Below are 23,866 nucleotides of genomic sequence, written 5' to 3' on the forward strand. Positions count from 1 at the left end.
AGTAGCCGGGTCGATCTGTGCGTCGTATGTGGCGGTGCTGGTGCGCGATGGGCGTTGATCTCCACCATCCGCTGGGACTGGGCTGACACGGGCTGGGGCTGCCTATCGGCCAGTCGAGCGGCGCTATCCGCATGCGCGATTGACGGCATGCGCCGGCTCGGAGACGATCGTGCATGCCGCAGTCGGCGGCCCGCCAGGTCTTGCGTCATGGACGACTACACCAGCCCCGTGGCGCTGCTGCTGAGCCTGCAGCGTGGCCTGCTCGGCGAGGTGCATCCGCAACTGCGCCAGGCCTCGATCGAGGCCGACCGTGCGCATCACTTGGTCCGCCTGCGCTTCGAGTACGACGGCCCGCCGGCGGAAGTGCCGCACGACAGTTGCTCGTGCGCCGCCACCGAGGTGATCGCCGATTTCCCGGACGGCTGGGATCTGGACGAAGTGCACGTATCGGTGCCCGCGCCCGCGCCGCTGTGCGGGCTGCAGCACGTGGCCTACCGCCGCGCCGAGCCTGCGGATTGACGGGCATCCGCGCCGTGTCAGGCTTGGCGGCAGGGTGCTGCCAGGCGTCGTCGAATCACATGGGAGAAAACGTATGCGAAACGCCTTCATCGCGGTGGGTATGGTGGTCGCGCTTGCCGCGTGTCAATCCGCCGCTCCCGTCTCGGCGCCGCGCGCCGCTGTCGTGCATGGGGATGGTTCTTCTCCGGAGCGGACGGTCGACCTGTCCAGCGCGCATAGCGAGGGCGCCGGCATGCGGGCACAGAAAGAATGGCTCGATCGACACTATCCCGGCGCGCGGGTGACCGGGCAGGCGCTCCTGTTCGGGCCGCCGGTCATGGATGAGATCACGCTCGCGTTGCCGTCCGGCGAGGAGCGGAAGATCTACTTCGACATCTCGTCGTACTTCGGAAAATGGTGACTGGGGCACAGACGGGCGCAGTACGCACGCTGATCGACGCGATTCCCGGGCTGCCGGTTCGCGCGCTTTCCCTTGGCACGCGGCGCTGGCGGCCAATCCATGGCGTGGCCGTCGGCCGCCATCGAACACTTCGCGAGCGCGGTGCCTGAAGCGCGGGTGGCACTGTCGTCGCGCTGGTCGTAATCTTGTCCCGACGCGCCGCATGCCGGTGTGCCGAAACCGGCGCATCGCCTCTGCCCAAACCCGCGCACTGGACGTACGCCGCCATGACAACCGACGATGTATGCCGCACCGCCAGGCACACCTTCGTGCAACTGCGTAGCCGGATCGACGAGGATGCCACCCTCATGTTGACGATCGAGGGCATGATCGCGGTCGAGCGGGAGCATTTCCCGGACGAGGCGACGTACGTGGCGGCGGCGCACATCGAAGCGTGCCCGGCGTGCCAGGGCTGGGTCGGCAGCTGGCTGGACGCGCAGTTCCCGGAGCGCGTGGCCCATCGCGAACGCCTGCAGAAGTACTGCTGCAGCCACATGTTCCATGCGGTGGTGAGCCCCGACGCCGAGGTCCGGTTTTCGTTCGAGATGTTCCGCGGCGAAGATCCGAGCTGGTGCATCAATGGCGACTATTCGTTCGCGCGGTTCTGTCCATGGTGCGGCCACGACCTGCCGAACCAGCCGTTCGAACCGGAGCGCCACGCATGAACGCACCCCGGCCCGTCCACGCGCTGACCGTGATCTATGCCAGGAACATGGAGCGGGTGGCCGAGTTCTACCGGCGCACGCTGTCGCTGGAACTGGTGGAGCAGGGCGATTGCTTCGTGGTGGTGGGCAATGCGCACTACGAGATCGCGGTGGTCCATGCGGCCGGCGAGCGGGCGCGGGGTCCAGAGTCCGGCTCGTACCATCTGCGGGCCGAGACGCCAATCAAGGGCTCGTTCCTGGTCGAGAGCCTGGAACGCGCATGTTCCGCCGCCGAAGCGACCGGCGGCGCCTTCAAGCCCATCGACTTGGCGTGGCGGTGGCGCGATCAACTCCACCTGGACGGCCACGATCCGGAAGGCAATGTCGTGCAGCTGCGTGCGAGCGCTGTCTGAGGCGACCGGCGATGAACCCGCTCCCGTGCAGACCCTGGCGCGCGGCTGGTGCGGCTGCCGGCGTTGAAGTCGTCCGCCGGCGCGACGAGGAAGTGGCGATGCCGCGACGCGTGGTCCGACCGCCACTCGCCGCATGACGCAATCCTCCGCCTATGCTCTTGCAGGCAGCGCCCATCAAGCGGAATGGTCGATCCCGCCGTTCACGACTTTCCCGGGCTTGAGCCCGATGAGAAGACGTGGATGGATATCGTAAGAGCCTGCGCTGCCAAGAGAGCTGGCTGATTCCGGGCAAGTGGACGGCCAGACATACGCGGCGGCCGATCCGGATTTACGAGCGTGCCCACGCCAGGTCGGCATCGGCCTCTTCGGATGCAATGTCCGCCGTTCGTCTTGCCTAAAGCCCGCAGCGGTCGAAGGTTCGCACGCGCTCTGCATCGGCGATGACCAGGCCAGCCTGGCGTTCGCCCAGGATGAAAACGGCCGGAACTTCCTTGTCGGGTGCGCCAGCCGAGGCAGCAAGGATGCGCCACGTCCACGGTGAACGCGCGACCAGGACGATCGCGTTGGGCCGGATGTCCTCGCCCTTTCCGGCCATCCGATCATGGGTGAAGGTGATGTACTGGTCGGGGTCTCCGGTTTTCTCGCAGGTGTCGCCTCGGAGTACCCATTTGCCCTGGAATTGTTCGGGAAAGTGCGCCCTGGCCACGTGCCTTTCGTAACGGCTATCGGGCAGCCGTGTCAGCGTGCCGGGTGTCCAGCGGTAGGCCCAGGTGTAGCGCCCCGGCGGCGGGCAGCGATCCTTGCCATCGGGGCCACGTTGATGGCGCAGGCAGATCGGAGACGTTTCGCTGACGATGAAGGTGACCTCGATGCGATCGCCTTTTGCCTGAAGGTCCATGACCTCGCCGGGAATCTGCTGACTCGCATCCGGGATGTATCCCGTCTTGTGCGCCCTGGCTTCCCATTCGTCGGCGCGCCTTCCGGTGCGTGGAATCTCGCCGGAGCCGCGCTTGCGCAGCACGTCGATGCCGTTGGGGCAGTCGGAGGTGGAGCCGGTGCAATAGGAAGAACTGTAATAGACGACTTCGTCGATGCCGTCGGCGTCGAGATCCACGGCACGGACGAAACCCGCGTAGTCGTCGGCGATGATATCGTCGTTCGGCGAGACGTCCTGCCACAGGTCGACGATCTCATGAGCCCGCGCCCGACCCAGCTTGCCGTCCTGTGCCGCCGCTGCGGGTATCAACGCCAGTAGCGCGATCAAAGCCCAGAAACGCATCCTTGCTTCTCCTTGCATCCTGATGCGGCACGGTACTACGCGGCACACTGGGCACTCAAGAAAAGCGCAAGCGACGCCCGAGCCTGTTGATGCTGCTGGGGAATGCTGCGCCCGCGCTCTGCGGACGATCGGGATAGTTGCGTAGTAGAACCCCGTCCCGCCCGGCGGGTCGCTACCTGCAGCACCACCGCCATCAAGCTTGGGTATGCTCGCGCGGCCTTTCCTGCCGACGTGTAGCCCGATGCCGATCCGCGTGTTGTCGCTGTTCTCGTTGCTGTTGCTGGGCGCCGTACCGGGCGCGCAGGCGGCGCAGAAGCATTGCCTGCCCTATGGGCCGATCAAGGTGACCTTGTCCGGCACTTTGGAGCGCGCGCGGGCTGCGCCCCATGACCATGCCAGTGCTGCACCAGGCGGCGGCGCGGCGACGCGCGAGGAGGTGCTGGTGCTGCCGGCGCGGCTGTGCGTGGCGCCTTCGGCCGATGGCCGGATGGCGGGTCATGACGAGGTGCGGCGCCTGCGCCTGGCGCTGAGCGCCGACCAGGCGGCGCACCTGGGCGAGGAGGGGGCGGGCCAGATCGTGCGGGTCACCGGCATGTTGTCGCAGGTCGCGGCCGGCGAGGGGGAACCTGCGTTGCGGTTGACGGTGGTTGGCGTCGATAGCGACTGAGTCGGCCACACTGGGCCAAGGACACGCCATCGGCGGAGGCATCCGAACAACTCCATCTCTCCGTGCGATGCCGAGGTTGGGGACTGCTTGAAACCGCTCCTGCAGCATCACTAGAGCACGTCACTATCCGCATCCGAATCGGATCCGCACGTGCGCCGCGCGCCATCGGGCGCTCCGCCTGCCCGACGACGCGCGCCCGCACCGCACGTCACTTTGGCTTCGATGCCCGCGCATCCACCACGCCAGGAATCGGCGTGGCGTCGGGGAACGCCGGGCGCAGCAGGTCCACGCCTTCCTGCGGCTTCGCCAGTCCAGTGAGATCCTTGCGGTCTGCGCGCAGTTCGGCGGCGCTGTGCGTGGCGATCTTGTCGCGGCGCGCCTGCAGCGACGGTTGCAGTTCGCCGTCGCGGTTGAACGACCACGCCAGCATCGCCTCGCCGGTCGGCATCGCGTTGCCGGGAGCGGCGCCCTCGCGCGTATGCCAGGTGTGCCAGGTCTTGCCGTAGCTGTTCATCTTGGTCCGCATCAGTTCCTTTTCCGCCGCCAGCGGCAAGCCGGGCGCGGATAGCTGCCCGGACAGGATCTCGCCATTGTGCGGATGCCAGTAGCCGCGCTCCTCGGGCGGCAGGCGCTGGAACAGGGTCTCGGAGATGATGTACTCGACACCGGTCAGGTTGGCCTGCGCGCTGTCGCCGTCGAACAGGGCGCACTGCGCGAAATCCTGGTTGACCTGGCGGCAGAAGTGGTGCGCTTCCATCTGCTGGTGCGGGTGGTCCTTCATCGGGTGGAAGCCGACCAGGTGGATGTCGAGCTTGGCCAGCGGTCCGTTGCCCTGCAGCGCCTTGGCGCCGGCTTCGAGCATGTCGGTCTTGGCGGTCTCTTCGGCGCCCGGCGGGTGCGTGGCCGGTTCGGTATTGTCGCGCGAGCAGGCGGCGAGGGCGAGCAGCAGTGGGGGCAGCAAGGTGGTGCGCATGCGGTGTCTCCAGCGGGACGGCACGATCGCTCCGAGCATCGGCCTGCGCAGGTGAAACGTTCGTCGCCGTCGTGTCGTCGCCAGGTCGCGAGCGGGTCGAGGCCGCACGAATACACGTGTGCGAGGGCGATGGCCGACGTGACCGCGCCGATCGTCGAGCACCCGTCCGCATTGCAACCGGGATGCAATACACATGACATATCGTGCCGCGCTACGCCATATCATGGCGCGCCGTCGCGGGCTGCTGCGCAAGCCGAACGGAATCGTCATCCAGCGCCCAAAGGAATCCTCATGCTGCTGCACCCTCATCTCTCCGCGAGCCGCCCTGCCACGCGCTCCTCGCGCCTGTCCGGCACCCCGGGCCGCCACCGCTTGGCGCAGGCTTGCGCCGGGCTGCTGTTGGCGTCGATCGCCAGCGCGGCCGTGGCGCAGGATGCGGCGCCGTCGCTGGCCGGTACCGCACCGCAGGCCGCGCGCGGCGCGGCGGCGGGCGATGCGGCGACCTCGCTGGATACCATCACCGTCACCGCCGAGCACCGCGAGCAGAACCTGCAGGAAGTGCCGGTGTCGGTCGGCGTGGTGCAGGGCGATGCGATGCGCAACTACACCGCCGGCGGCGACGATACGCTGCTGGCGCTGTCCGGCCGGGTGCCCAGCTTCTATGCCGAGACCACCACCGGGCGCATCTTCCCGCGCTTCTACATCCGCGGCCTGGGCAACATCGATTTCTATCTCGGCGCTTCGCAGCCGGTGTCGATCATCCAGGACGACGTGGTGCTGGAGCACGTGGTGCTGAAGTCCAATCCGGTCTACGACCTGGACCAGGTGGAAGTGCTGCGCGGTCCGCAGGGGTCGCTGTTCGGCCGCAACACCACCGCCGGCATCGTCAAGTTCGACAGCATCAAGCCCAGCGAGGACTACAGCGGCCGGCTCAGCGCCAGCTACGGCAGCTATGGCACCACCTCGCTCGACGGCGGCTTCGGCGGGCCGGTCAACGACGTGCTGTCGTTCCGCGTGTCGGCGCTGTATCAGCACCGCGACGACTGGGTGGACAACACCTACAGCGGCCCCAGCGCCGACGGCACGGTCACCCCGAAGAAGGACGCGATGGGCGGCTACAACGACCGCAACGCGCGCCTGCAGCTGCTGCTCAAGCCGAGCGAGAACTTCTCGCTGCTGGCCTCGGCGCACACCCGCGACTACGACGGCACCTCCACGCTGTTCCTGCGCAACGCGATCACCAAGGGCTCGGACAAGGTCGACGTGCCGCGCGATCAGGTCGCCTACGACGAGGCGCACGACAATCCGCAGGCGTACAAGACCCACGGCGGCTCGGTCAAGGCGGTGTACGACTTCGGCGGCGTGTCGCTGACCTCGATCAGCGCCTACGAGACCACCTCCGGCTACAGCCGCGGCGATACCGACGGCGGCGCGGCGGCGAACTATCCGGTCAACGGCGTGGCCAACGGCTTCGGCCAGTCGATGGGCCAGGTGCGCGATCTGGACCAGTACACCCAGGAGCTGCGCCTGGCCAGCGAAGGCGACGCGGCGCTGCAGTGGCAGGCCGGCGCGTTCTACTTCGACGGCAAGGACACCACCGACTTCTACCAGCGCGCGTACTTCCTGCAGACCGCCGCGCGCAACCCGAACAACTGGGTGCGCCTGCGCAACAGCAATACCTCGTGGGCCGGCTTCGGCCAGCTGACCTACAAGGCCACCGACGCGCTGACCCTGACCGCCGGCGTACGCCAGACCCGCGACAGCAAGGAAACCCGGCTGCTCAAGACCGCCGACACCGCCGCCGGCGTAGTCACCTACCGCGGCCGCACCGACGTGCGCATGGCCGACACCCAGCCGAGCTGGGACTTCAGCGCGATGTACGCGATCGGCGACAACGTCAGCGTGTACGCCAAGGTCGCCCGCGGCTTCCGCGGCCCGACCATCCAGGGCCGCTCGGCGGTGTTCAACTCCGACTTCACCACCGCCGATTCGGAGACGATCCTGTCGTGGGAAGCGGGCATCAAGAGCAGCCTGTTCGACAACCGGCTGCGCCTGAACGTCACCGGCTTCACCTACACCGTCGACGACATCCAGCTCAACGGCAACGACTCCAACGGCAACGGCGTGCTGTTCAATGCCGACAAGGCCAAGGCCTACGGCCTGGAAGCGGACCTGGACTGGCGCCCGATCCCGAACCTGTCGCTGAGCGCCGGCCTGAGCCTGCTGCACAGCGAGATCCAGGACAAGCGCGTGTATGCGCAGGTGTGCGCGTTGAACGGCGTGGTGGTGTGCACGGTGAACGATCCGACGATCAAGGTCGGCGCCAACACCTTCGCCCAGATCGACGGCGACCCGCTGCCGAACGCGCCGACTTACAACGTGAACCTGGCCGCGCGCTACGACATCCCGGTGTCCGACGGCGGCACGTTCTTCGTCGCCACCGACTGGAACAAGCAGGGCAAGACCAACTTCGTGCTGTACGACACGGCGGAGTTCAAGTCCAAGGGCAATTTCGAGGGCGGGCTGAAGCTGGGCTACAGCGGCGACTACGGCGCGTGGGAAGTGGCGGCGTTCGCGCGCAACATCACCAACGAGAAGAACCTCAAGGGCGTGATCGAGAACTACATGGCGGCGGTGTACAACGAGCCGCGCATCGTCGGTCTGTCGGTCGACGTGCATTGGCATTGATGCGCAAAAGGCCGGTATTCCTGTAACGCGGCGCCGGCTGGCCTCGGATGGCCAGCGCCGCGATGGCACAGCCTGCCGGTTGGCGGGCTGTGCCGTCTCACCAGCCTCTGTAGGAGCGGCTTCAGCCGCGACAGGATCTATCGGTACGCCTGTCGCGGCTGAAGCCGCTCCTACAGAGGGCCGCTCCGTCCTGAAGAGCGGGAGAACCCATGCCGAAGATCCGCCATGGCAGCCCTTGATACGCCGCACAAATTTGTAGCCCCCATCTTCACCCTCTGTTAAAGTCCGCGCCCAGCGCTGCCGGGTCCGGCAGCCAGGCACAGCCGCCGCCATGCCTCCGTCCGATCCTGCTTCCACGGAGCGATGCGCGTGCGCGTCAACTTGCTGTTGTTGTCCGTTTCCATTGCCGCGGTCCTGGCCAGCCCGGCGCACGCGCTGGCCGCCGAGGCGGCCGCTGCCGATCCCACCACCCTGGACCGCATCGTCGTCACCGGCGAGAAGCGCGAGCGCACGCTGCAAGACACCACCAGCAGCGTGGCGGTGACCACTCAGGCGCGGATCGAGCAGGAAAACCTGCAGAATCTCTACGAGGTGTTCAACCGCACCGCCAACGTGTCGCAGAGCTACGGCGATCTGGGCTTCACCATCCGCGGCATCCGCGACATCGACGGCGGCGGCGATGCGCCGCTGGCCACCATCTACCTGGACGGCGCGGCGCTGCCGCGGACCGCGACCAGTTCGGCACCGCTGAGCATGTGGGACCTGCAGCAGGTGGAGATCCTGCGCGGGCCGCAGTCCACGCTGCAGGGCGAGAACGCGCTGGCCGGCGCGGTGATCCTGCACACCGCCGAGCCGACCATGGACTGGGAAGGCAAGGTGCGCGTGCTGGCGTCCGATCCGTCCGACCGCACCCTGGCCGCGGCGTTTGGCGGCCCATTGGTGGCCGACGAACTGGCGTTCCGCACCTCGGTCGAGCAGCGCAGCTTCGATGGCTACCTGTGGAACGACACGCGCCAGGCCCCCGACGATGCGCAGCATGCGCTGACCTACCGCGGCAAGCTGCTGTGGACCCCGTCGGCGATCGAGGGCCTGCGGGTCCAGCTCGGCTACACCAAGGCGCACCGCACCGGGCCATACCTGTACGTGTACCTGCACACCGACGAAGCGGGCGCCTTCAAGCGCCGGGTCAACCACGACAACGTCCCCAACCGCAACCGCACCGACAGCGACATCGCCACCCTCAACGTCGACTACGCTCTCAACGCGGCCTGGTCGCTGTCGGCGGTGACGGCGTGGAACGAGGTGGACCTCGACAGCACCTGGGACGGCGACCGCAGCGCGGTGCAGATCGCCGATGCCAGGCGCGTGACCGGCACCCGCACCACCTCGCAGGAGCTGCGCCTGAACTACGACGGCCAGGCGGTGGAGGGTCTGTTCGGCGCGTACTGGGCCAGGCACGAGACCGAGGACGACCTGGTCAATCGGCTCGACGTGAACACCCCGCTCGCCACCATCACCCGCCTGCTGCGCGGCGCCGGCTTCCCGGCCGCCAACGCGGCGGCGATCTCGGCCGCGTATGGGCGGGCGTTGCCGGTGATCCCGGTGTCGTACGTCAGCGCGTCGCCGACCACCTCGGAGAACCGCGCGCTGTTCGCCGACGGGCAGTGGCATGTCGGCCGCGGCTTCTCGCTGATCGGCGGCTTCCGCTACGACCGCCAGCGCTACGAGATGGCCTCCAGTACCAACGCGACCTTCGTCGGCACCTATCCGAACCCCGCCACCTTCGCCAGCCCGGGCACCGCGCTGTACCAGGCGATCGATGCGATCAACGCCGGCGTGGCCGGCATCGTCGCCTCGGCCAGCGGCGAGGTGCCGAACAACGCGCGCGACTTCAGCGCGTTCCTGCCCAAGCTCGGCGCGCGCTACGAATGGAGCCCGGACCTGGCCGCCAGCCTGGTGGTGCAGCGCGGCTACCGCTCCGGCGGTTCCAGCTTCAACACCGCGCGCAGCCAGGCCTTCGCCTACGACCCGGAATACACCTGGAACTACGAGGCCGCGCTGCGCTCGCAGTGGCTGGACGGGCGCCTGAGCGTCAACGCCAACGCCTACTACATCGACTGGAAGGACAAGCAGGTCTTCGCCTTCTTCGGTCTCAACGACTACGACTACAACACCATCAACGCCGGTCGCGCGCACCTGTACGGCTTCGAGCTGGAGGCCAGCCACCGGCTCGGCGAAGGCTTCGACTGGTATGCGTCGCTGGGCTATTCGCGCACCCGCTTCGACGAGTTCAAGACCGTGGTCGGCGCCGAGATCACCGACTATGCCGGCCGCGAGTTCGCCTACGCGCCGCGCTGGACCGCGGCCGCGGGCGCCAACTGGCGCTTCGGCGGCGGCTGGGTCGCCAACCTCAACGCCAACTTCCGCGACAAGGTCTACACCGACATCGGCACCGACTCGCCGCAGCTGGCCTCGCGCACGCTGGTCAATGCAAAGTTCGGCTACGAGACCCTGGACTGGAGCGCCTGGGTGTTCGCCAACAACCTGCTCGACAAGCAGTACCTGCAGTACCGCTGGACCGACCAGCCGATCGCCGTCCTCGGCGCACCGCGCGTGGTCGGCATCGGCTTCGAGATGCGCTGGTAAACGCCCATGGCCATGCACGCACTGACCACCGCTGTGTACCTGCTCGCCGCACCGCTGGCGGCGCTGGCGTTCTACCTGGCCACCGCGCACCAGCGCCTGCGCCCGGCCTGGCGTCGGCATGCGCGCGCGCTGCGCGTGGCCGGCGTGGCGCTGTCGGCGCTGGCGCTGGCCGCGGCGATCGTCGCGCTCGGGGTGTGGGCCGGGACGTTCGCGGCGCTGAGCGCGCTGATGCTCGCCGCGGTCGCGTTGCCGTACCTGGACGCCTGGTGGCAGCTGCGCGGAGGCCACGCCGATGTGGGCTAGGTGGTTGGCGGCGATCGTGCTGGGCTTGCCGCTGGCGGTGGGCGTGGTCGGGCTGTGCGTGCTGTTGTGGCCGGGCGCGCTGCAGGTGCACACGCTGCCCTGGCTATTGCTGATGTTCCCGCTGTGGATCGGCGCGATGTCGCTGGCGTTCGTGTTCCGCAGCGGCGCGCGCGCCTGGTTGTGGCTGGGCCTGGCCACGCTGCTGTGCCATGGCCTGCTGTACGCGCTGAAGGCCGGCGGACTCGTGCAGGTGACGGTATGAAGGCGGCGACCCTGCGCCAGTTCCTGTCGGCGCACAGCTGGATGGGCCTGCTCGCCGGCATGGCCTTGTTCATCGCGTTCTACGCCGGCGCGATCACCGTGTTCACGCACGAGCTCAACGAGTGGCCGCGGCCGGCCGCTGCGGTCGCGCCGCCGGCGCAGGCACCGGAACAGGCGGCGCAGGCGCTGGCTGACGCGGTGCTGGCGCGGCACCCGGCGCTGGCCGAATCGTTCACCCTGACCCTGCCGGGCGAGCACGGCGCGCAGCCGCGGCTGTATGCGTTCGGGCCGCCGGCGCAGCCGTTCGGCGGCACCGTGCAGTTCCAGCCCGGCGCCGACGGGCAACCGCTGCAGCTGCCGCAACGCACCGGTTTCGTCGACTTCCTGTACGACCTGCATTTCACCGCCGGCTTGCCGCGCACCTTCGGCACCTATCTGTTCGGCGTGGTCTGCATCCTCTATGGCCTGGCCTTGGTCAGCGGCGTGGTGCTGTACGCGCCGGTGTTCCTGAAGGACCTGTTCGCGCTGCGCCTGGGACGCAACGTCAAGCGCGTGTGGCAGGACGCGCACAACGTGGTCGGCATGCTGTCGTTGCCGTTCCATGTGATCTTCGCCTGGTCCGGCGCGGTGCTGGCGCTGGGCGTGCTGCTGCTGGCGCCGTTCCAGTACCTGGTGTTCGACGGCAAGCTGATGCAGGTGCTGGAGCCGGATCTGGAGCTGACGCCGCACGTGCAGCCGGCGCACATCAAGGCGCCGCCGCTGCCGGTGGCCGAGCTGCTGGCGCGGGCGCGCGCGGCCAGCCCGGGCTTCGAGCCGGAAAGCCTGTCCTTCCACGACGCCGGCGATGCCAATGCGCGCGTGGAAATCTACGGCCAGCACCCGCAGCGCCGGCTCAACACGCTGGCCGGCGTGGCCATGGAAGCGGCCACCGGCAAGGTGCTGCGGGTGCTGGCGCCGCAGGACATGTCGCCCGGCGTGGCGTCGCTGCGCGGGCTGCAGGCGTTGCACTACGCCAACTTCGGCGGGGCGCCGGTGCGCTGGCTGTATTTCCTGCTCGGCTTGGGCGGCGCGTTCCTGTTCTACAGCGGCAATCTGCTGTGGGTGGAGGCGCGGCGCAAGCGCCGCCAGCAGGCGCAGCCGTGGCGCACGCATGCGATGGCGCGGCTCACCGTCGGCCTCTGCCTGGGTTGCGTGGCCGGCGTGTCAGCGCTGTTCGTGGCCGCACGCCTGTTGCCGCCGGGGCAGGAACGCATCGTGTACTACGCGGTGTTCGGCCTGGGCGTGGCGTGGGCGCTGCTGCGCCCCACCGCGCGCGGCGCCTACGAACTGCTGCTGGCCTGCGCCGTGCTCACCGCGCTGGTGCCGCTGGCCGCGCTGCGCGGTGCCGACGGCTGGGTGGCGCCGTGGAGCAGCGCGCTGCTGCTGGCGGTCGACGGCTGCGCATTGGCGTTGGCCTGGACGTACTGGCAGATGGCACGCGCCACCTTGCGCCGCGGCCGCCAGGGCGATCCCAACAGCGTGTGGGCGCTGCCGGCCAAGACCTGAGCGCGCCCGCACGCGGCGGCGAACGCGCCAGCGACGCGGTAGCGCCAGCCAGCGCTGCCTGAATGTTTGGCTCGAAAGCCGTGCCGCGGCACGCGTGCACCGTGGGTCAAAAAGTGGACAATCGCGCGCCAGTGATTTCTCATGTCCCTGGAAGTCGGAGCCGGCAGCGTCAGCGCTGTGCGTCGCGCGGTCGCATGGTGTGGCCGTCACCGTGTTCTGCCACGCTGCGTCTACAGGGGATCGCATGCACCATCGCCACGAAGGGCCGCCCGACGCTCCGTCCGGCGACGCCTATGCCCGCCAGTTGCGCGACGGCTTCGCCACGCTGCGTTTCGACCCGCCGCTGGAACTGGCCTATCGCCGCCATATCGCCGCGACCATGGGCTTCGCGCAGCGCGTGGCGGCCTCGCTGGGGGTATTGATCGCGTTGCTGCTGCTGGCATGGGACGCGCTGCATTTCGGCTGGCTGGGCGGCGCCGACCTGGCCGGCTACGCGGTGGCGGTGCGCGCCGCGACCTTGCTGGCGCTGCTGTGGGTGGCGGTGTCGATCCATCGCGCGTCCTCGCACGGGCCGGGCCGGGCCGCATTGCTGTTGCTGGTCGGCGGGACCGGGCTGGTGCTGTCCAGCATCGGCTACCCGCCGCAGGAACTGCGCTACGCCGCGGCGGTGATGACGCTGGTGATCGTCGCCGGGTTCTTCCCGCTGGGTCTGGCGCTGTGGCAGAGCGTGGCGGTGGCGCTGGCGTTGTGCGCGATCAGCGCCGCGGCCGCGCACCTGCTGTTGGACGGCGCGGCGCAGGACGCCTACCTGCGGCTGCAATGGCTGCTGTGGGTCGCGGTGCCGATCGGCGCGGTCGGCGGCTACCTGCGCGAGCATTCGCGGCGCGAAGGCTTCCTGCAGCGCCGGGTCCGCGACGACGAGGCCCTGCGTGACGCGCTCACCGGCCTGGGCGATCGCCGCCGCTTCGACGAGCACCTGGCGGTGGCGCTGGCCGAAACCCGGCGCCTGCAGCACGGGCTGGCGTTGATCCTGGTCGAACTGGACGGGTTCGCCGCCTTCGTGCAGCGCTATGGTCCGCGCGAGGCCGACCGCGCCGTGGTGGACGTGGCCGAGGTGCTGCAATGCCTGCTGCGGCCGATGGACGTGACCATGCGCATCGACGCCGATCGCTTCGCACTGGTGCTGTACGACGCCAGCGGCGCGCACCTGCGGCAGGTGGCGCCGGCGCTGCGCGACATGGTCGAACTGTTGGCGATCGAACATGCCGACATGGCTTCCGAACAGCTGAGCGTCAGCGTCGGCGCGCTGCTCGCCGCGCCCGCCGACACCGCCGCCACGCTGCTGGAACGCGCCGAAACGCTGCTGCAGCGCGCGCGCATCGGCGGCGGCAACCAGGTGGTGCTGGCTGAGGAGACAGGCTGGTAGCGCGGCCGGTATCGACGCGGGCTTGGGCTTTCCTTGAGTGCTATTGCACATAGTAGGAGCGGCGCTACCGGTAACGCTTGTCGCGGCTGAAGCCGCTCCTACAAAAAGCGGTTCCAGTTCGACAGAAGATGCTGAGGCGTGCGATCCGGATGAAGTCGCTGCCACGGCCTGCTGGCAAGCGATCGAAAAACACGCTCCCGGCTGCCCCACATCGCCAGCCTCAGAACGTCCCGCGCTGCACGAACGGCGCCTGCTGGTACAGGCGGCGCTCGCCGCCGCGCGGGTCGTGCGCCAGGCGGCTGTCCGCGTCGAACAGCATGGTCTCGCGCTGGGCGAGCGAATACGCTTCCCAGCGCGGCAACGCGGCATGGTTGGGATCGCCGTGGCGGGCAAAGGCGAGCAGCGCTTCGCTCATCGCATCGGCCACGCGCTGCGCGTCGGCGCCGTCGCCGGTGCGCGAGCCGGGCTGGCCGATGTTGTCGAACAGCAGCGGGATGTCCAGGCCGTGGAACGCGCCGAACTTGCCGCCGTCCAGCGGCGAGCCCCAGTCCAGCTGATAGGCCCAGGTCGGTGCGCCCTGCCGCGCGCGCGCCTCGGCCTCTTCGATCGCGCCGCGCCACGAGCGTCCGGCGGTGGTGGCGGCGAAGAACACCTCGCTCGGCGTGTAGTGCGGATACAGCCGGCGGTACTCGGCGATCACCACCTGCGGCAGCAGGTCCACGTACTGCTCCTGTTCCAGTTTCGCCGGCAGCGTGTCCCAGGTCAGCGCGAAGTTGGCCGGGTCGTTGCCGAGGAAGGCGCGGGTCTCGTCGTGGGTGTTGCCGATCACCATCGGGATCTGCGCCGACTGCGGCGGCGCGTCGGGCCAGAACGGGTGCCGGTGCAGCACCTGCGCGTCCAGCACCGGCCCCAGGTACAGGCCGGTGTTCTCCACCCGCGACGGGTCGCGGGTGCGGGTGGCCTCGAGCAGGCGTTGCATCGGCAGCGTGCGCAGCGCCGTCAGTTGCGTGGCGTCGAGTTGCAAGGCCTGCAGCAGCAATTGCGCGCGCTGCGTGGCCGCGCGTGGACCGGCGGCGGTGACCTGCTGGCCGCTCATCGTCCAGGCGCGATGGAACAGGCCTTTTGCGGTCGGCATCGCCATCAGCGTGGCGATCTTGGCGCCGCCGCCGGACTGGCCGAACACGGTGACGTTGCCGGCATCGCCGCCGAATTCGGGCGCGTGCTGGCGCACCCATTGCAGCGCCTGCACCAGGTCGAGCTGGCCGACGTTGCCGGACGCGGCGAAGTCGGCACCGCCGAGCTGCGCCAGGTACAGATAGCCGAACGCGTTGAGGCGGTGGTTGACGCTGATCACCACCACGTCGCCGCGCCGGCACAGGCGCACGCCGTCGTACTGCGGGTCGCTGCCGGAGCCGTTGTTGTAGGCGCCGCCGTGGATGTAGAACAGGATCGGGCGCTTCGCGCCGTCGCGCAGGCCGGGCGTCCACACGTTGAGGAACAGGCAGTCCTCGCTGACCGGATCGAGCTTGAGCTGCGGCGCCGAGGCGGCGTAGCTGCTGCAGTCGCGCACGCCGCGCCAGGGCTGCTCCGGCAGCGCCGGCTGGAAGCGGCGTGGCGCGGTGTCGGCGCCGTAGGGAATGCCCTTGAACACCTGCACGCCCTGGTCGCGATAGCCGCGGATGCGCCCGCTGCGGGTGCGCGCCAGCGGCGCTTGCGGGTCGGCGGGCGCGGGTGCGGCGCCGGCGTTGCCGCCGGGCAAGGCGCCGCTCAAGGCCAGTGCGCCGAGCGCGCCGCCATGCAGGAAACGGCGCCGGCCGTGGTCGTCGGGTGCCGTGGACACGGCGGCGGCAAGGTCGGCGGGCGGTGTGGCGGCGGGTGTGGTCATGCGTGGCGGAGTCCGTGAGCAGGCGCCGCGGCCATGTGCGAAAGCCCGGCCGGCAGCGTGAAGGGTCGAGTGGATACGGAGCGGCGCGCCTATGCCAAGCGCCGCTCGGGGCGGTGCGATGCAGGCGGCGTGCGGCGCTCGGTCATGACTGTCTGGTGCACGGCAATGCGGCAGCGCCTGCTACTGCTTCGGCGCGGCAGGCGGGATCGGCGCCAGCGCGGTCGCATCGCCCTGCACGCTGCGCATCCATTCCAGCGCCAGCGTCGGCCAGGCGGCCAGTGGCAGGCCGGCGATGCCGCGGGTGCCGAACCCGTGGCCGCCATGTGCGAACAGGTGCAGTTCCGCCGGCACCCCGGCCTGGCGCAGCGCCTGGTAGAACAGCAGGCTGTTCTCCACCGGCACCACCCGATCGTCCTGCGCGTGCACCAGAAAGGTCGGTGGCATCGCCGGAATCACGCGGTTCTGCAGCGAATACGCGGTCATCGTGGCCGCATCGGCATGCTTGCCCAGCAGCCGCAGGCGCGAGCCGGTATGCGCCGCGGTGCCGCTGCCCATGTCGATGACCGGGTACAGCAGCAGCAGGAAGTCCGGCCGCGCGCTGAGCCGGTCGATCGCATCGCGTGCCGGATAGACGCGCTCGTCGTAGCGGGTGCCGAGGCTGGCGGCGACGTGGCCGCCGGCGGAGAAGCCCATCACGCCGACCCGCTGCGGATCCACCCCGTAGTCGGCGGCGCGCGCGCGGATCAGGCGCAGCGCGCGCTGCGCATCGGCCAGCGGCAGGTCGCGTTGCGCCGCCGCGGCGGCGCCGGCGGCCTCCGCATCGGGCAGCCGATAACGCAGCACGAACAGGGTGATGCCGGCCTGTTCGGCGAAGATCGGCAGCAACGTCGTGCCTTCCTTGTCCAGCACGATGCGCGCGTAGCCGCCGCCGGGGGCGACCAGCAACGCACTGCCGTTCGGCGTCTTCGGCCGGTACACCACCAGGTAGGGCTGGTAGCGGCCGCCGATGGCGCGGTCGGGCAGCGCCGGATCGTCGCTGCGGTCGACGATGCGCGCCTGCTCCGGACCGGGCGCGGAACCCGGGGCCGGACCCGGCCACAGCGGGATGCGCGCCGCCTGCTCGGCGGCGGTCTCGCTGCCGGGATGCTCCGCGGCAGCGGCCGTGGCAGGGCCGGCGCCGGCCAAGCCGACGACCAGCGCCAACAGCGCGCCACGTGCCGCCTGCCGCTGCGCGCGCACCGCGCGCGACAGCGCCGCCACGACGCCGGTGCACGACAGCCCTCGTGGCGCCGCTGCGGCTGTGCCCGGCTCCGGCCTGCCGATCTCTTTCTGGATTCGCCTCATCGCCATGTTCCCTCGCAAACGTACGCGCTCGATCGGCCGCATCGGCAACGCCATGCGGCAAGCGCCAGCAAGTATCCGCGGCACGGGTTAAAGAGGTGGCAGCCTGCGCCGCCCGCCGCCCGCCGCCCGCCGCCCGCCGCCCGGAGTCCGGAGTCCGGAGTCCGGAGTCCGGAGTCCGGAGTCCCGAGCCCCGAGCCCCGAGCCCCGAGCCCCGAGCCCCGAGCCCCGAGCCCCGAGCCCCGAGCCCCGAGCCCCGGCCTTTTTGCCGCACCGCACATTGCCAATGACACCGGTTTACCATATACAACTGCGCAACGCGTTGTCGATGAGCGGCGCAGCAATTTTCCCGATCCCCAACCTTTTTGCGGAGATGCCCTTGAGCACTCATTCCGGCCCTTCGGATACGCCAGCGTCCGCGTTGGCCGACATCGCGGCCCGCTTCGTCCAGGCCCGCCAGCAGGGCCGTTCGCTGCCCGATTTCCCCGGCACCATCCCCGACGACCTGGAAACCGCCTACCGCGTGCAGGACCTGGCGATCGCGCAGTGGCCGGACCAGGTGGTCGGCTGGAAGGTCGGCTACATCGGCGCCGAGCGTCGCGACCACTCCGGCGACGAGCGCCTGCTCGGCCCGATCTTCGCCCGCAACCTGTGGAATGCCACCGGTGGAACAACGGACATCCCGGTGTTCGCCGGCGGCTTCGGCGCGGTCGAGGCCGAGTACGTGATGCGCCTGGATGCGGACGTGCCGGCCGACCAGTTGCACTGGACCCCGGAGCAGGCCGCGCAGGTCCCGTCCACGCTGTTCATCGGCGTGGAAGTGGCCAGCAGCCCGCTGGCCACGATCAACCAGCTGGGGCCGCGGGTGGTGATCTCCGACTTCGGCAACAACAACGGCCTGATCCTGGGGCCGCAGGTCGCCGACTGGGCCACGCTGGACGAGGCCGCGCTGCTGGCGGAAACCCTGATCGAGGGCCAGCGCGTCGGCAGCGGCGGTGCCACCCTGCTGCCGGGCGGGCTGCGCGCGGCGTTCGCGTTCGCGCTGGCGCGGTCGGCACGGCGCGGCCGGCCGCTCAAGCGCGGCGAGCTGATCGCCACCGGCAACGCCACCGGCATCCACGACATCGCCATCGGCCAGCACGCGACGATCCGTTTCGACGGCTATGGCGAACTTCATTGCAGGGCCGTCGCGGCGTAAGCCGCGGCAGCCGACGACGCGCGGGAGGGCGCAGCATGATCACTCGTAGAGGTTTCCTCGGCGCAGGGCTGGCCGCGGCCGCGGCCGCCCCGCTGGGCACGCTGGCCCAGGCCGGCGGCGGCAGCCGGTTGCTGACCGCCACCGACGTGCACGTGGCCGACTATCCCACCGTGGAGGCGGTGCGCTGGTTCGGGCAGACCCTGGAGCAGCAGACCGGCGGCCGGCTGAAACTGCGCCAGTACCATTCCGGCCAGCTCGGCCGCGAAGCGGAGGCGATCGACATGGCGCGCTTCGGCGCCATCGACATCACCCGGGTCTATTCCGGCGCGCTCAACAACACCTTTCCGCTGACCCAGGCGCTGTGCCTGCCGTACGTGTTCGACTCGGTGCCGCACCTGCGCCGCGCGATCGACGGCCATGTCGGCGACAGCATCCTGGCCAGTTTCGAGCAGCGCGACCTGGTCGGCCTGGCCATCTACGATTGCGGCGCGCGCTGCTTCTACAACACCAAGCACCCGCTGCATCGTCCGGAAGACCTGCATGGCCTCAAGCTGCGCGTGGCCTCGTCGGACATCTTCCTCAAGCTGATGCGCATGCTCGGCGCCAATCCGACGCCGATGTCGCTGGGCGAAACCTTCTCGGCGATGGAGACGCACATGATCGACGGCGCCGAGAACAACATGCGCAGCTTCCAGTCCAGCCGCCATTTCGAGGCCGCGCGCTACTGGTCGCAGAGCGAGCATTCCTACGCGCCGGACGTGCTGGTGATGTCGCGGCGCAGCTTCCAGGCGCTGGCGCCGGGCGACCGCGCGCTGGTGGTGGAGACCGCGCGGCAATCGGTGGCGGTGATGCGCAAGCTGTGGGACGCCTCCGAATCGAAGGCGCGCCAGGAAGTGACCGACTACGGCGTGCTGGTCAACGAGGTGGACATGCCCGCCTTCCGCAAGGCCGCCGCACCGCTGCTGGCCGAGTACCGGCGGCAGCCGGAGATCGAAGCCCTGTACCGCCGCATCCGCGATTTCGCTTGAGGCCATGCCGATGACCGACCCCGCCATTGCCGTCCCGGTGGCGCCGCTGCAGCGGCTGCTGGACCGGATCTCCAACCTCGCCATCGGCATCGCCGCCGCCGCCCTGCTCGGGCTGGTGGTGGTGCAGGGCTGGCAGGTGTTCACCCGCTACGTGCTCAACAATTCGCCGAGCTGGACCGAGCCGGTGACGCTGCTGCTGCTGAGCACCGCGATGAGCATGGCGGCGGCGGCCGGCGTGCATACCCGGCGCCACTTCGGCTTCTTCCTGCTGGCCGAGAAGATGCACGCCCACGTGCGCCGGGTCATCGACCTGATCCGCCCGCTGATGATCGTCGCCATCGGCGCGGTCATCGCCTGGTGGGGCGGCGTGCTGCTGCTGGACGGGCTGGACATCAAGATGGCCGGCGCCGCGCTGCCGCAGAGCATCAACTACCTGCCGCTGTCGATCGGCGGCGCGCTGATGAGCGTGTTCGCGTTGTACCAGGCGTGGCAGGTGCTGCGCCCGGCCACCGCTGAAGGAGTGAACTGATCCATGGCCATTGCAATCCTGCTCGGGCTGTTCGTGCTGCTGCTGCTGATCGGCGTGCCGGTGGCCTATGCGCTGGGCGCCGCGGCGCTGGCGACGATCCTGTATCTGGACCTGCCGGCGATCGTGCTGGTGCAACAGATCTCCGCCGGCAGCGGCTCGGCGTCGCTGATCGCCATTCCGTTGTTCATCTTCGCCGGCGAACTGATGCTGCGCGGCGGCATCTCCGAGCGCCTGATCGCGCTGGCCTCGTCGTTGGTGGGGCGCATGCGCGGCGGCCTGGGCCAGGTCAGCGTGCTGTCCTCGCTGTTCTTCGGCGGCGTGTCCGGCTCGGCCATCGCCGACGTATCGGCGGTCGGCGGCACCATGATTCCGCAGATGATCAAGCGCGGCTACGACCGCGACTACGCGGTCAACGTGAGCATGACCGCCGCGCTGGTCGCGCTGCTGGTGCCGCCCTCGCACAACCTGATCCTGTTCTCGGCCGCGGCCGGCGGCGGGCTGTCGATCGCCGACCTGTTCGCGGCCGGCATCTTCCCGGCGCTGCTGATGACCGTGGCGATGATGATCACCGGCTATGCGGTGGCGCGCCATCGCGGCTACGGCACCGAGCCGTTCCCGGGCTGGCGCGCGGTGGCGCTGCGCCTGATCGGCGCGCTGCCGGGGCTGGGCCTGGTCGCGCTGATCTTCGTCGGCATCCGCGCCGGCATCTTCACCGCGGTGGAGAGCGCGGCGATCGCGGTGGTGTATGCGTTGCTGGTCACCGCACTGCTGTATCGGCAATTGCGCTGGGCCGAGTTCTTCGCCGCGGTCACGCATGCCTCGCGCACCACCGGCGTGATCCTGTTCGTGATCGCCACCGCGGCGGTGTTCGGCTGGCTGCTGGCCTACCTGCAGGTGCCGGCGGCGGCGGTAAAGCTGCTGCAGTCGGTCGCCGACGGCAAGAACACCGTGTTGCTGATGATCGTGATCATGCTGCTGTTGCTGGGCATGTTCATGGACCTGGCGCCGAAGATCCTGATCTGCACGCCGATCTTCCTGCCGGTGGTGAAGGCCTACGGCATCGACCCGATCCACTTCGGGCTGGTGATGGTGCTGGCCGGCGGCATCGGCCTGATCACCCCGCCGATCGGCTCGGTGCTGTTCATCGGCACCTCGATCGGACAGATCACCGTCGCCCAGAGCATGCGCACGATCTGGCCGTTCTGGCTGGCGGCGCTGTGCGTGCTGCTGATCGTGGCGTTCTTCCCGGAACTGTCGCTGTGGTTGCCGCGCGCGCTGCGCGCCTGATCCTTCGTGGCGCGGCCGTCATCGCCGGCCGCGTCCCCGTACGCGCCGGCGGCGCGAACCCAGGAGTGGAATCCATGACTTCGCCTACCACCTCGTCCTCCCTGCGCTGGCTGCTGCTGGCCGGCCTGCTCGCCGCTAGCACGCTGGCCGCGGCGGCCGACTGGAAACGCGGCATCGAGCACCAGCGCATCGCCGACCAGGGCGACGGCACCTTCCTCAACCCGGTGCTGGCCGGCGACCACCCCGATCCGTCGGTGCTCAAGGACGGCGACGACTACTACCTCACCCTGTCCTCGTTCGACGCCTACCCCGGCCTGCCGATCTGGCACTCGCGCGACCTGGTCAACTGGCAGCCGCTGGGCCACGCCATCACCGAGAACGTCGGCGCGATCTGGGCGCCGGACCTGATCAAGCACGGCGGGCGCTACTACATCTATTTCCCGGCGCGCCGCGGCGAGCAGGGCCAGCGCAGCAACTTCGTGGTCTGGGCCGACGACATCAAGGGCCCGTGGAGCGCGCCGATCGACATCGGCCTGGGCAAGTACATCGACCCCGGCCACGCGGTCGGCGAAGACGGCAAGCGCTACCTGTTCCTGAGCGGCGGCGACTATGTGCAGCTGTCCGACGACGGCCTGAAGGTGGTCGGCACGCCCAAGCACGTCTACGACGGCTGGAAGTACCCGGAAAGCTGGGACGTGGAGGCCTATGCGCAGGAAGGGCCGAAGATCACCCGCCACAACGGCTGGTACTACATGACCACCGCGGTCGGCGGCACCGCCGGGCCGCCGACCGGGCACATGGTGATCACCGCGCGCTCGCGTTCGATCCATGGGCCTTGGCAGAACGCGCCGAACAACCCGATCACGCGCACCAAGAGCGCCGCCGAGCCGTGGTGGTCGCGCGGCCACGCGACCCTGGTCGAAGGCACCGACGGCCGCTGGTGGATGCTCTACCACGGCTACGAGAACGGCTACTGGACGCTGGGCCGGCAGGCGCTGCTGGATCCGATCGAGTGGACCGCCGACGGCTGGTTCGTGGCCAAGGGCGGCGATCTCGGCACGCCGTTGAAAAAGCCCAGCGGGCAGGCGCTGCCGCATGGCCTGGCGCTATCGGACGCGTTCCGTGGCGGTCGACTCGGCCCGCAGTGGTCGTTCTTCAATCCGGGCCGCGACGAATACCAGCGGCTGTCCTTCGGCGATGGCACGCTGAGCGTGCAGGGCAAGGGCCGTGCGCCGCGCGACAGTTCGCCGCTGACCGTGATCGCCCCCGACACCGCCTACCAGTTCGAAGTGGAGATGGAGATCGAGCCCGGCGCGCAGGGCGGCGCGCTGCTGTTCTACAGCGAGCGCCTGTACGCCGGGGTCGGCAGCAACGGCGAGGCCTTCGTCATGCACCGCTACGGCGAGGAGCGCCCGGCGCAGCTGGCGCCCAGCGCCAAGGGCGGGCGGCTGTGGTTGCGGGTGCGCAACGACCGCCACATCGTCACCCTCCACAGCAGCCGCGACGGCAAGACGTGGACCAAGTACCCGGTGCAGATGGAAGTGTCCGGCTATCACCACAACGTCGCCGGCAAGTTCCTGGCGCTGAAGCCGGCGCTGTATGCGGCCGGAAATGGAAAGGTGCATTTCCGTCAATTCCGCTACCGCGCGCTGGACTGAACATGACTACCGGTAGAATCCGTCCTCTTCCGTCCGGTTTTCCGTCCATGGCGCCGAGCAAACCCACTTCCGCCGATGTCCACGCCTCCGTCCACGGCAAGGCGGCGACGATCAACGACATCGCGCGCCTGTCCGGGGTGTCGAAGAAGACGGTGTCGCGGATCATCAACAACTCGCCGCTGGTGCGCAAGGACACGCGCGAGAAGGTCGAGGCGCTGATGCGCGAGGTCGGCTACGCGCCGGATCCGCTGGCGCGTGGGCTGGCGTTCCGGCGTTCGTTCCTGATCGGCATGGTCTACGACAACCCCACCGCGCAGTACATCGTGGACATGCAGTACGGCGCGCTGGACGCGCTGCGCGGTTCCAGCTTCGAACTGGTGGTGCATCCGTGCGACAGCCGCAGCCCCGGCTACATCGAGGGCGTGCGCCGCTTCGTGCAGCAGCAGAAACTGCACGGCGTGATCCTGGTGCCGCGCGCCTCCGAGGACCAGGCGCTGGCCGACATGCTCGCCGGCATCGGTGTGCGCTACACCCGCATCGCCTCGCTGCCGCTGGACGCCACCTCGCAGATGGTGGTCACCCACGACCGCGACGGCGCGGCCGAGGCCGCCGACTACCTGCTGTCGCTGGGCCACCGCGAGATCGCGCTGATCACCGGTCCCAGCGCCTACCGCTCCGCGCACGAGCGCACCGCCGGCTTCATCGACGCGCTGACCCGGCGCGGCATCGAACTGCCGCCGGAGCGCATCGTCGAGGCCGGCTACACCTTCGAATCCGGCGTGGCCGCGGCCGAGAAACTGCTGCTCGGCAAGCAGCGCCCGAGCGCGATCTTCACCGGCAACGACGAGATGGCCGCCGGCGTGTACAAGGTCGCGCTGCGCGCCAGCATCAACATCCCGCGCCAGCTGTCGATCATCGGCTACGACGACAGCCCACTGGCCTCGCGCCTGTGGCCGTCGCTGACCTCGGTGCGCCGGCACACCCGCGACACCGGCCGCACCGCCGCGGCGATGCTGATCCAGCCCGAAGGCACCCCGGCGCTGGCCGTGGCCAGCGTCCGCCCGCACCTGATCGTGCGCGACTCCTGCCAGCCGCCGGAAGACTAAAGCCCCTCTCCCCTCGGGAGAGGGGTTGGGG

General features: G+C 69.5%; 21 protein-coding genes. 17 read left to right on the forward strand and 4 right to left on the reverse strand.

The annotated features are described in order from the left end of the window. Positions 1-207 precede the first annotated feature (207 nt). The 4 genes from J2Y70_RS16265 (at position 208) to J2Y70_RS16280 (ending at position 2,015) form a co-directional block, all read left to right on the forward strand. Positions 208-519, forward strand: coding sequence for a hypothetical protein (locus J2Y70_RS16265; protein WP_309919765.1), 312 nt, complete (start codon positions 208-210; stop codon positions 517-519). A 73-nt stretch (positions 520-592) separates the two neighbouring features. After that, positions 593-919, forward strand: a complete 327-nt coding sequence (locus tag J2Y70_RS16270; RefSeq protein WP_309919769.1) for a hypothetical protein — start codon at positions 593-595, stop codon at positions 917-919. A gap of 185 nt (positions 920-1,104) precedes the next feature. Beyond that, a complete protein-coding gene (locus J2Y70_RS16275) occupies positions 1,105-1,623 on the forward strand; it encodes a hypothetical protein (RefSeq protein WP_309919772.1) in 519 nt (172 codons plus the stop codon). Further along, positions 1,620-2,015 (forward strand): VOC family protein, encoded by a 396-nt coding sequence (locus J2Y70_RS16280; RefSeq protein ID WP_309919775.1) that lies wholly within the window; start codon positions 1,620-1,622, stop codon positions 2,013-2,015. Before J2Y70_RS16275 ends, J2Y70_RS16280 begins: the two co-directional genes overlap by 4 nt. Before the next feature lie 394 nt (positions 2,016-2,409). Here J2Y70_RS16280 and J2Y70_RS16285 read toward each other — a convergent pair whose 3' ends face one another. Beyond that, positions 2,410-3,294, reverse strand: coding sequence for a hypothetical protein (locus J2Y70_RS16285; protein WP_309919778.1), 885 nt, complete (start codon positions 3,292-3,294; stop codon positions 2,410-2,412). 241 nt (positions 3,295-3,535) lie between these two features. Here J2Y70_RS16285 and J2Y70_RS16290 point away from each other — a divergent pair, with 241 nt between their 5' ends. Then, a complete protein-coding gene (locus J2Y70_RS16290; protein ID WP_309919781.1) occupies positions 3,536-3,961 on the forward strand; it encodes a hypothetical protein in 426 nt (141 codons plus the stop codon). Positions 3,962-4,169: 208 nt separating this feature from the next. On the opposite strand, the gene J2Y70_RS16295 is transcribed toward J2Y70_RS16290, so the two are convergent. Then, on the reverse strand, positions 4,170-4,934 hold the full coding sequence (locus J2Y70_RS16295) for an OBAP family protein (protein WP_309919784.1): 765 nt from the start codon (positions 4,932-4,934) through the stop codon (positions 4,170-4,172). Between the two features lie 291 nt (positions 4,935-5,225). Between J2Y70_RS16295 and J2Y70_RS16300 the strand changes: the two genes are divergently transcribed. From J2Y70_RS16300 to J2Y70_RS16325, 6 genes are all read left to right on the forward strand, one after another. Continuing rightward, on the forward strand, positions 5,226-7,622 hold the full coding sequence (locus J2Y70_RS16300) for a TonB-dependent receptor (protein WP_309919787.1): 2,397 nt from the start codon (positions 5,226-5,228) through the stop codon (positions 7,620-7,622). Between the two features lie 369 nt (positions 7,623-7,991). Continuing rightward, complete coding sequence (locus J2Y70_RS16305) at positions 7,992-10,268, forward strand: TonB-dependent receptor (protein WP_309919790.1); 2,277 nt, start codon at positions 7,992-7,994, stop codon at positions 10,266-10,268. 6 nt (positions 10,269-10,274) lie between these two features. Continuing rightward, on the forward strand, positions 10,275-10,571 hold the full coding sequence (locus J2Y70_RS16310; RefSeq protein WP_309919793.1) for a hypothetical protein: 297 nt from the start codon (positions 10,275-10,277) through the stop codon (positions 10,569-10,571). Continuing rightward, on the forward strand, positions 10,561-10,833 hold the full coding sequence (locus tag J2Y70_RS16315) for a hypothetical protein (protein ID WP_309919796.1): 273 nt from the start codon (positions 10,561-10,563) through the stop codon (positions 10,831-10,833). Before J2Y70_RS16310 ends, J2Y70_RS16315 begins: the two co-directional genes overlap by 11 nt. After that, complete coding sequence (locus J2Y70_RS16320; protein WP_309919799.1) at positions 10,830-12,377, forward strand: PepSY-associated TM helix domain-containing protein; 1,548 nt, start codon at positions 10,830-10,832, stop codon at positions 12,375-12,377. Before J2Y70_RS16315 ends, J2Y70_RS16320 begins: the two co-directional genes overlap by 4 nt. Before the next feature lie 244 nt (positions 12,378-12,621). Continuing rightward, positions 12,622-13,803, forward strand: coding sequence for a GGDEF domain-containing protein (locus J2Y70_RS16325; protein WP_309919801.1), 1,182 nt, complete (start codon positions 12,622-12,624; stop codon positions 13,801-13,803). 220 nt (positions 13,804-14,023) lie between these two features. On the opposite strand, the gene J2Y70_RS16330 is transcribed toward J2Y70_RS16325, so the two are convergent. Together J2Y70_RS16330 and J2Y70_RS16335 are read right to left on the reverse strand one after the other, a co-directional pair. Then, positions 14,024-15,688: a carboxylesterase/lipase family protein gene (locus J2Y70_RS16330; RefSeq protein ID WP_309919806.1), complete on the reverse strand. Its 1,665-nt coding sequence runs from the start codon at positions 15,686-15,688 to the stop codon at positions 14,024-14,026. A gap of 180 nt (positions 15,689-15,868) precedes the next feature. Then, positions 15,869-17,032 (reverse strand): alpha/beta hydrolase, encoded by a 1,164-nt coding sequence (locus J2Y70_RS16335; protein WP_309919809.1) that lies wholly within the window; start codon positions 17,030-17,032, stop codon positions 15,869-15,871. Between the two features lie 370 nt (positions 17,033-17,402). Here J2Y70_RS16335 and J2Y70_RS16340 point away from each other — a divergent pair, with 370 nt between their 5' ends. The 6 genes from J2Y70_RS16340 to J2Y70_RS16365 all read left to right on the forward strand — a co-directional run bounded on the left by J2Y70_RS16340 (position 17,403) and on the right by J2Y70_RS16365 (position 23,835). Beyond that, complete coding sequence (locus J2Y70_RS16340) at positions 17,403-18,227, forward strand: 2-keto-4-pentenoate hydratase (RefSeq protein WP_263396413.1); 825 nt, start codon at positions 17,403-17,405, stop codon at positions 18,225-18,227. Positions 18,228-18,262: 35 nt separating this feature from the next. Then, complete coding sequence (locus J2Y70_RS16345; RefSeq protein WP_263396412.1) at positions 18,263-19,255, forward strand: TRAP transporter substrate-binding protein; 993 nt, start codon at positions 18,263-18,265, stop codon at positions 19,253-19,255. 10 nt (positions 19,256-19,265) lie between these two features. Further along, entirely contained in the window at positions 19,266-19,784 is a 519-nt protein-coding gene (locus tag J2Y70_RS16350; protein WP_263396411.1) for a TRAP transporter small permease, read from the forward strand. A 3-nt stretch (positions 19,785-19,787) separates the two neighbouring features. Further along, positions 19,788-21,071, forward strand: coding sequence for a TRAP transporter large permease (locus J2Y70_RS16355; RefSeq protein WP_263396410.1), 1,284 nt, complete (start codon positions 19,788-19,790; stop codon positions 21,069-21,071). Positions 21,072-21,145: 74 nt separating this feature from the next. Continuing rightward, positions 21,146-22,729: a family 43 glycosylhydrolase gene (locus J2Y70_RS16360; RefSeq protein WP_309919816.1), complete on the forward strand. Its 1,584-nt coding sequence runs from the start codon at positions 21,146-21,148 to the stop codon at positions 22,727-22,729. 47 nt (positions 22,730-22,776) lie between these two features. Continuing rightward, positions 22,777-23,835: a LacI family DNA-binding transcriptional regulator gene (locus tag J2Y70_RS16365; RefSeq protein WP_263396408.1), complete on the forward strand. Its 1,059-nt coding sequence runs from the start codon at positions 22,777-22,779 to the stop codon at positions 23,833-23,835. The last annotated feature ends 31 nt before the right edge of the window (positions 23,836-23,866 follow it).

Source organism: Xanthomonas sp. 1678 (assembly GCF_031455575.1).
Classification (GTDB): domain Bacteria; phylum Pseudomonadota; class Gammaproteobacteria; order Xanthomonadales; family Xanthomonadaceae; genus Xanthomonas_A.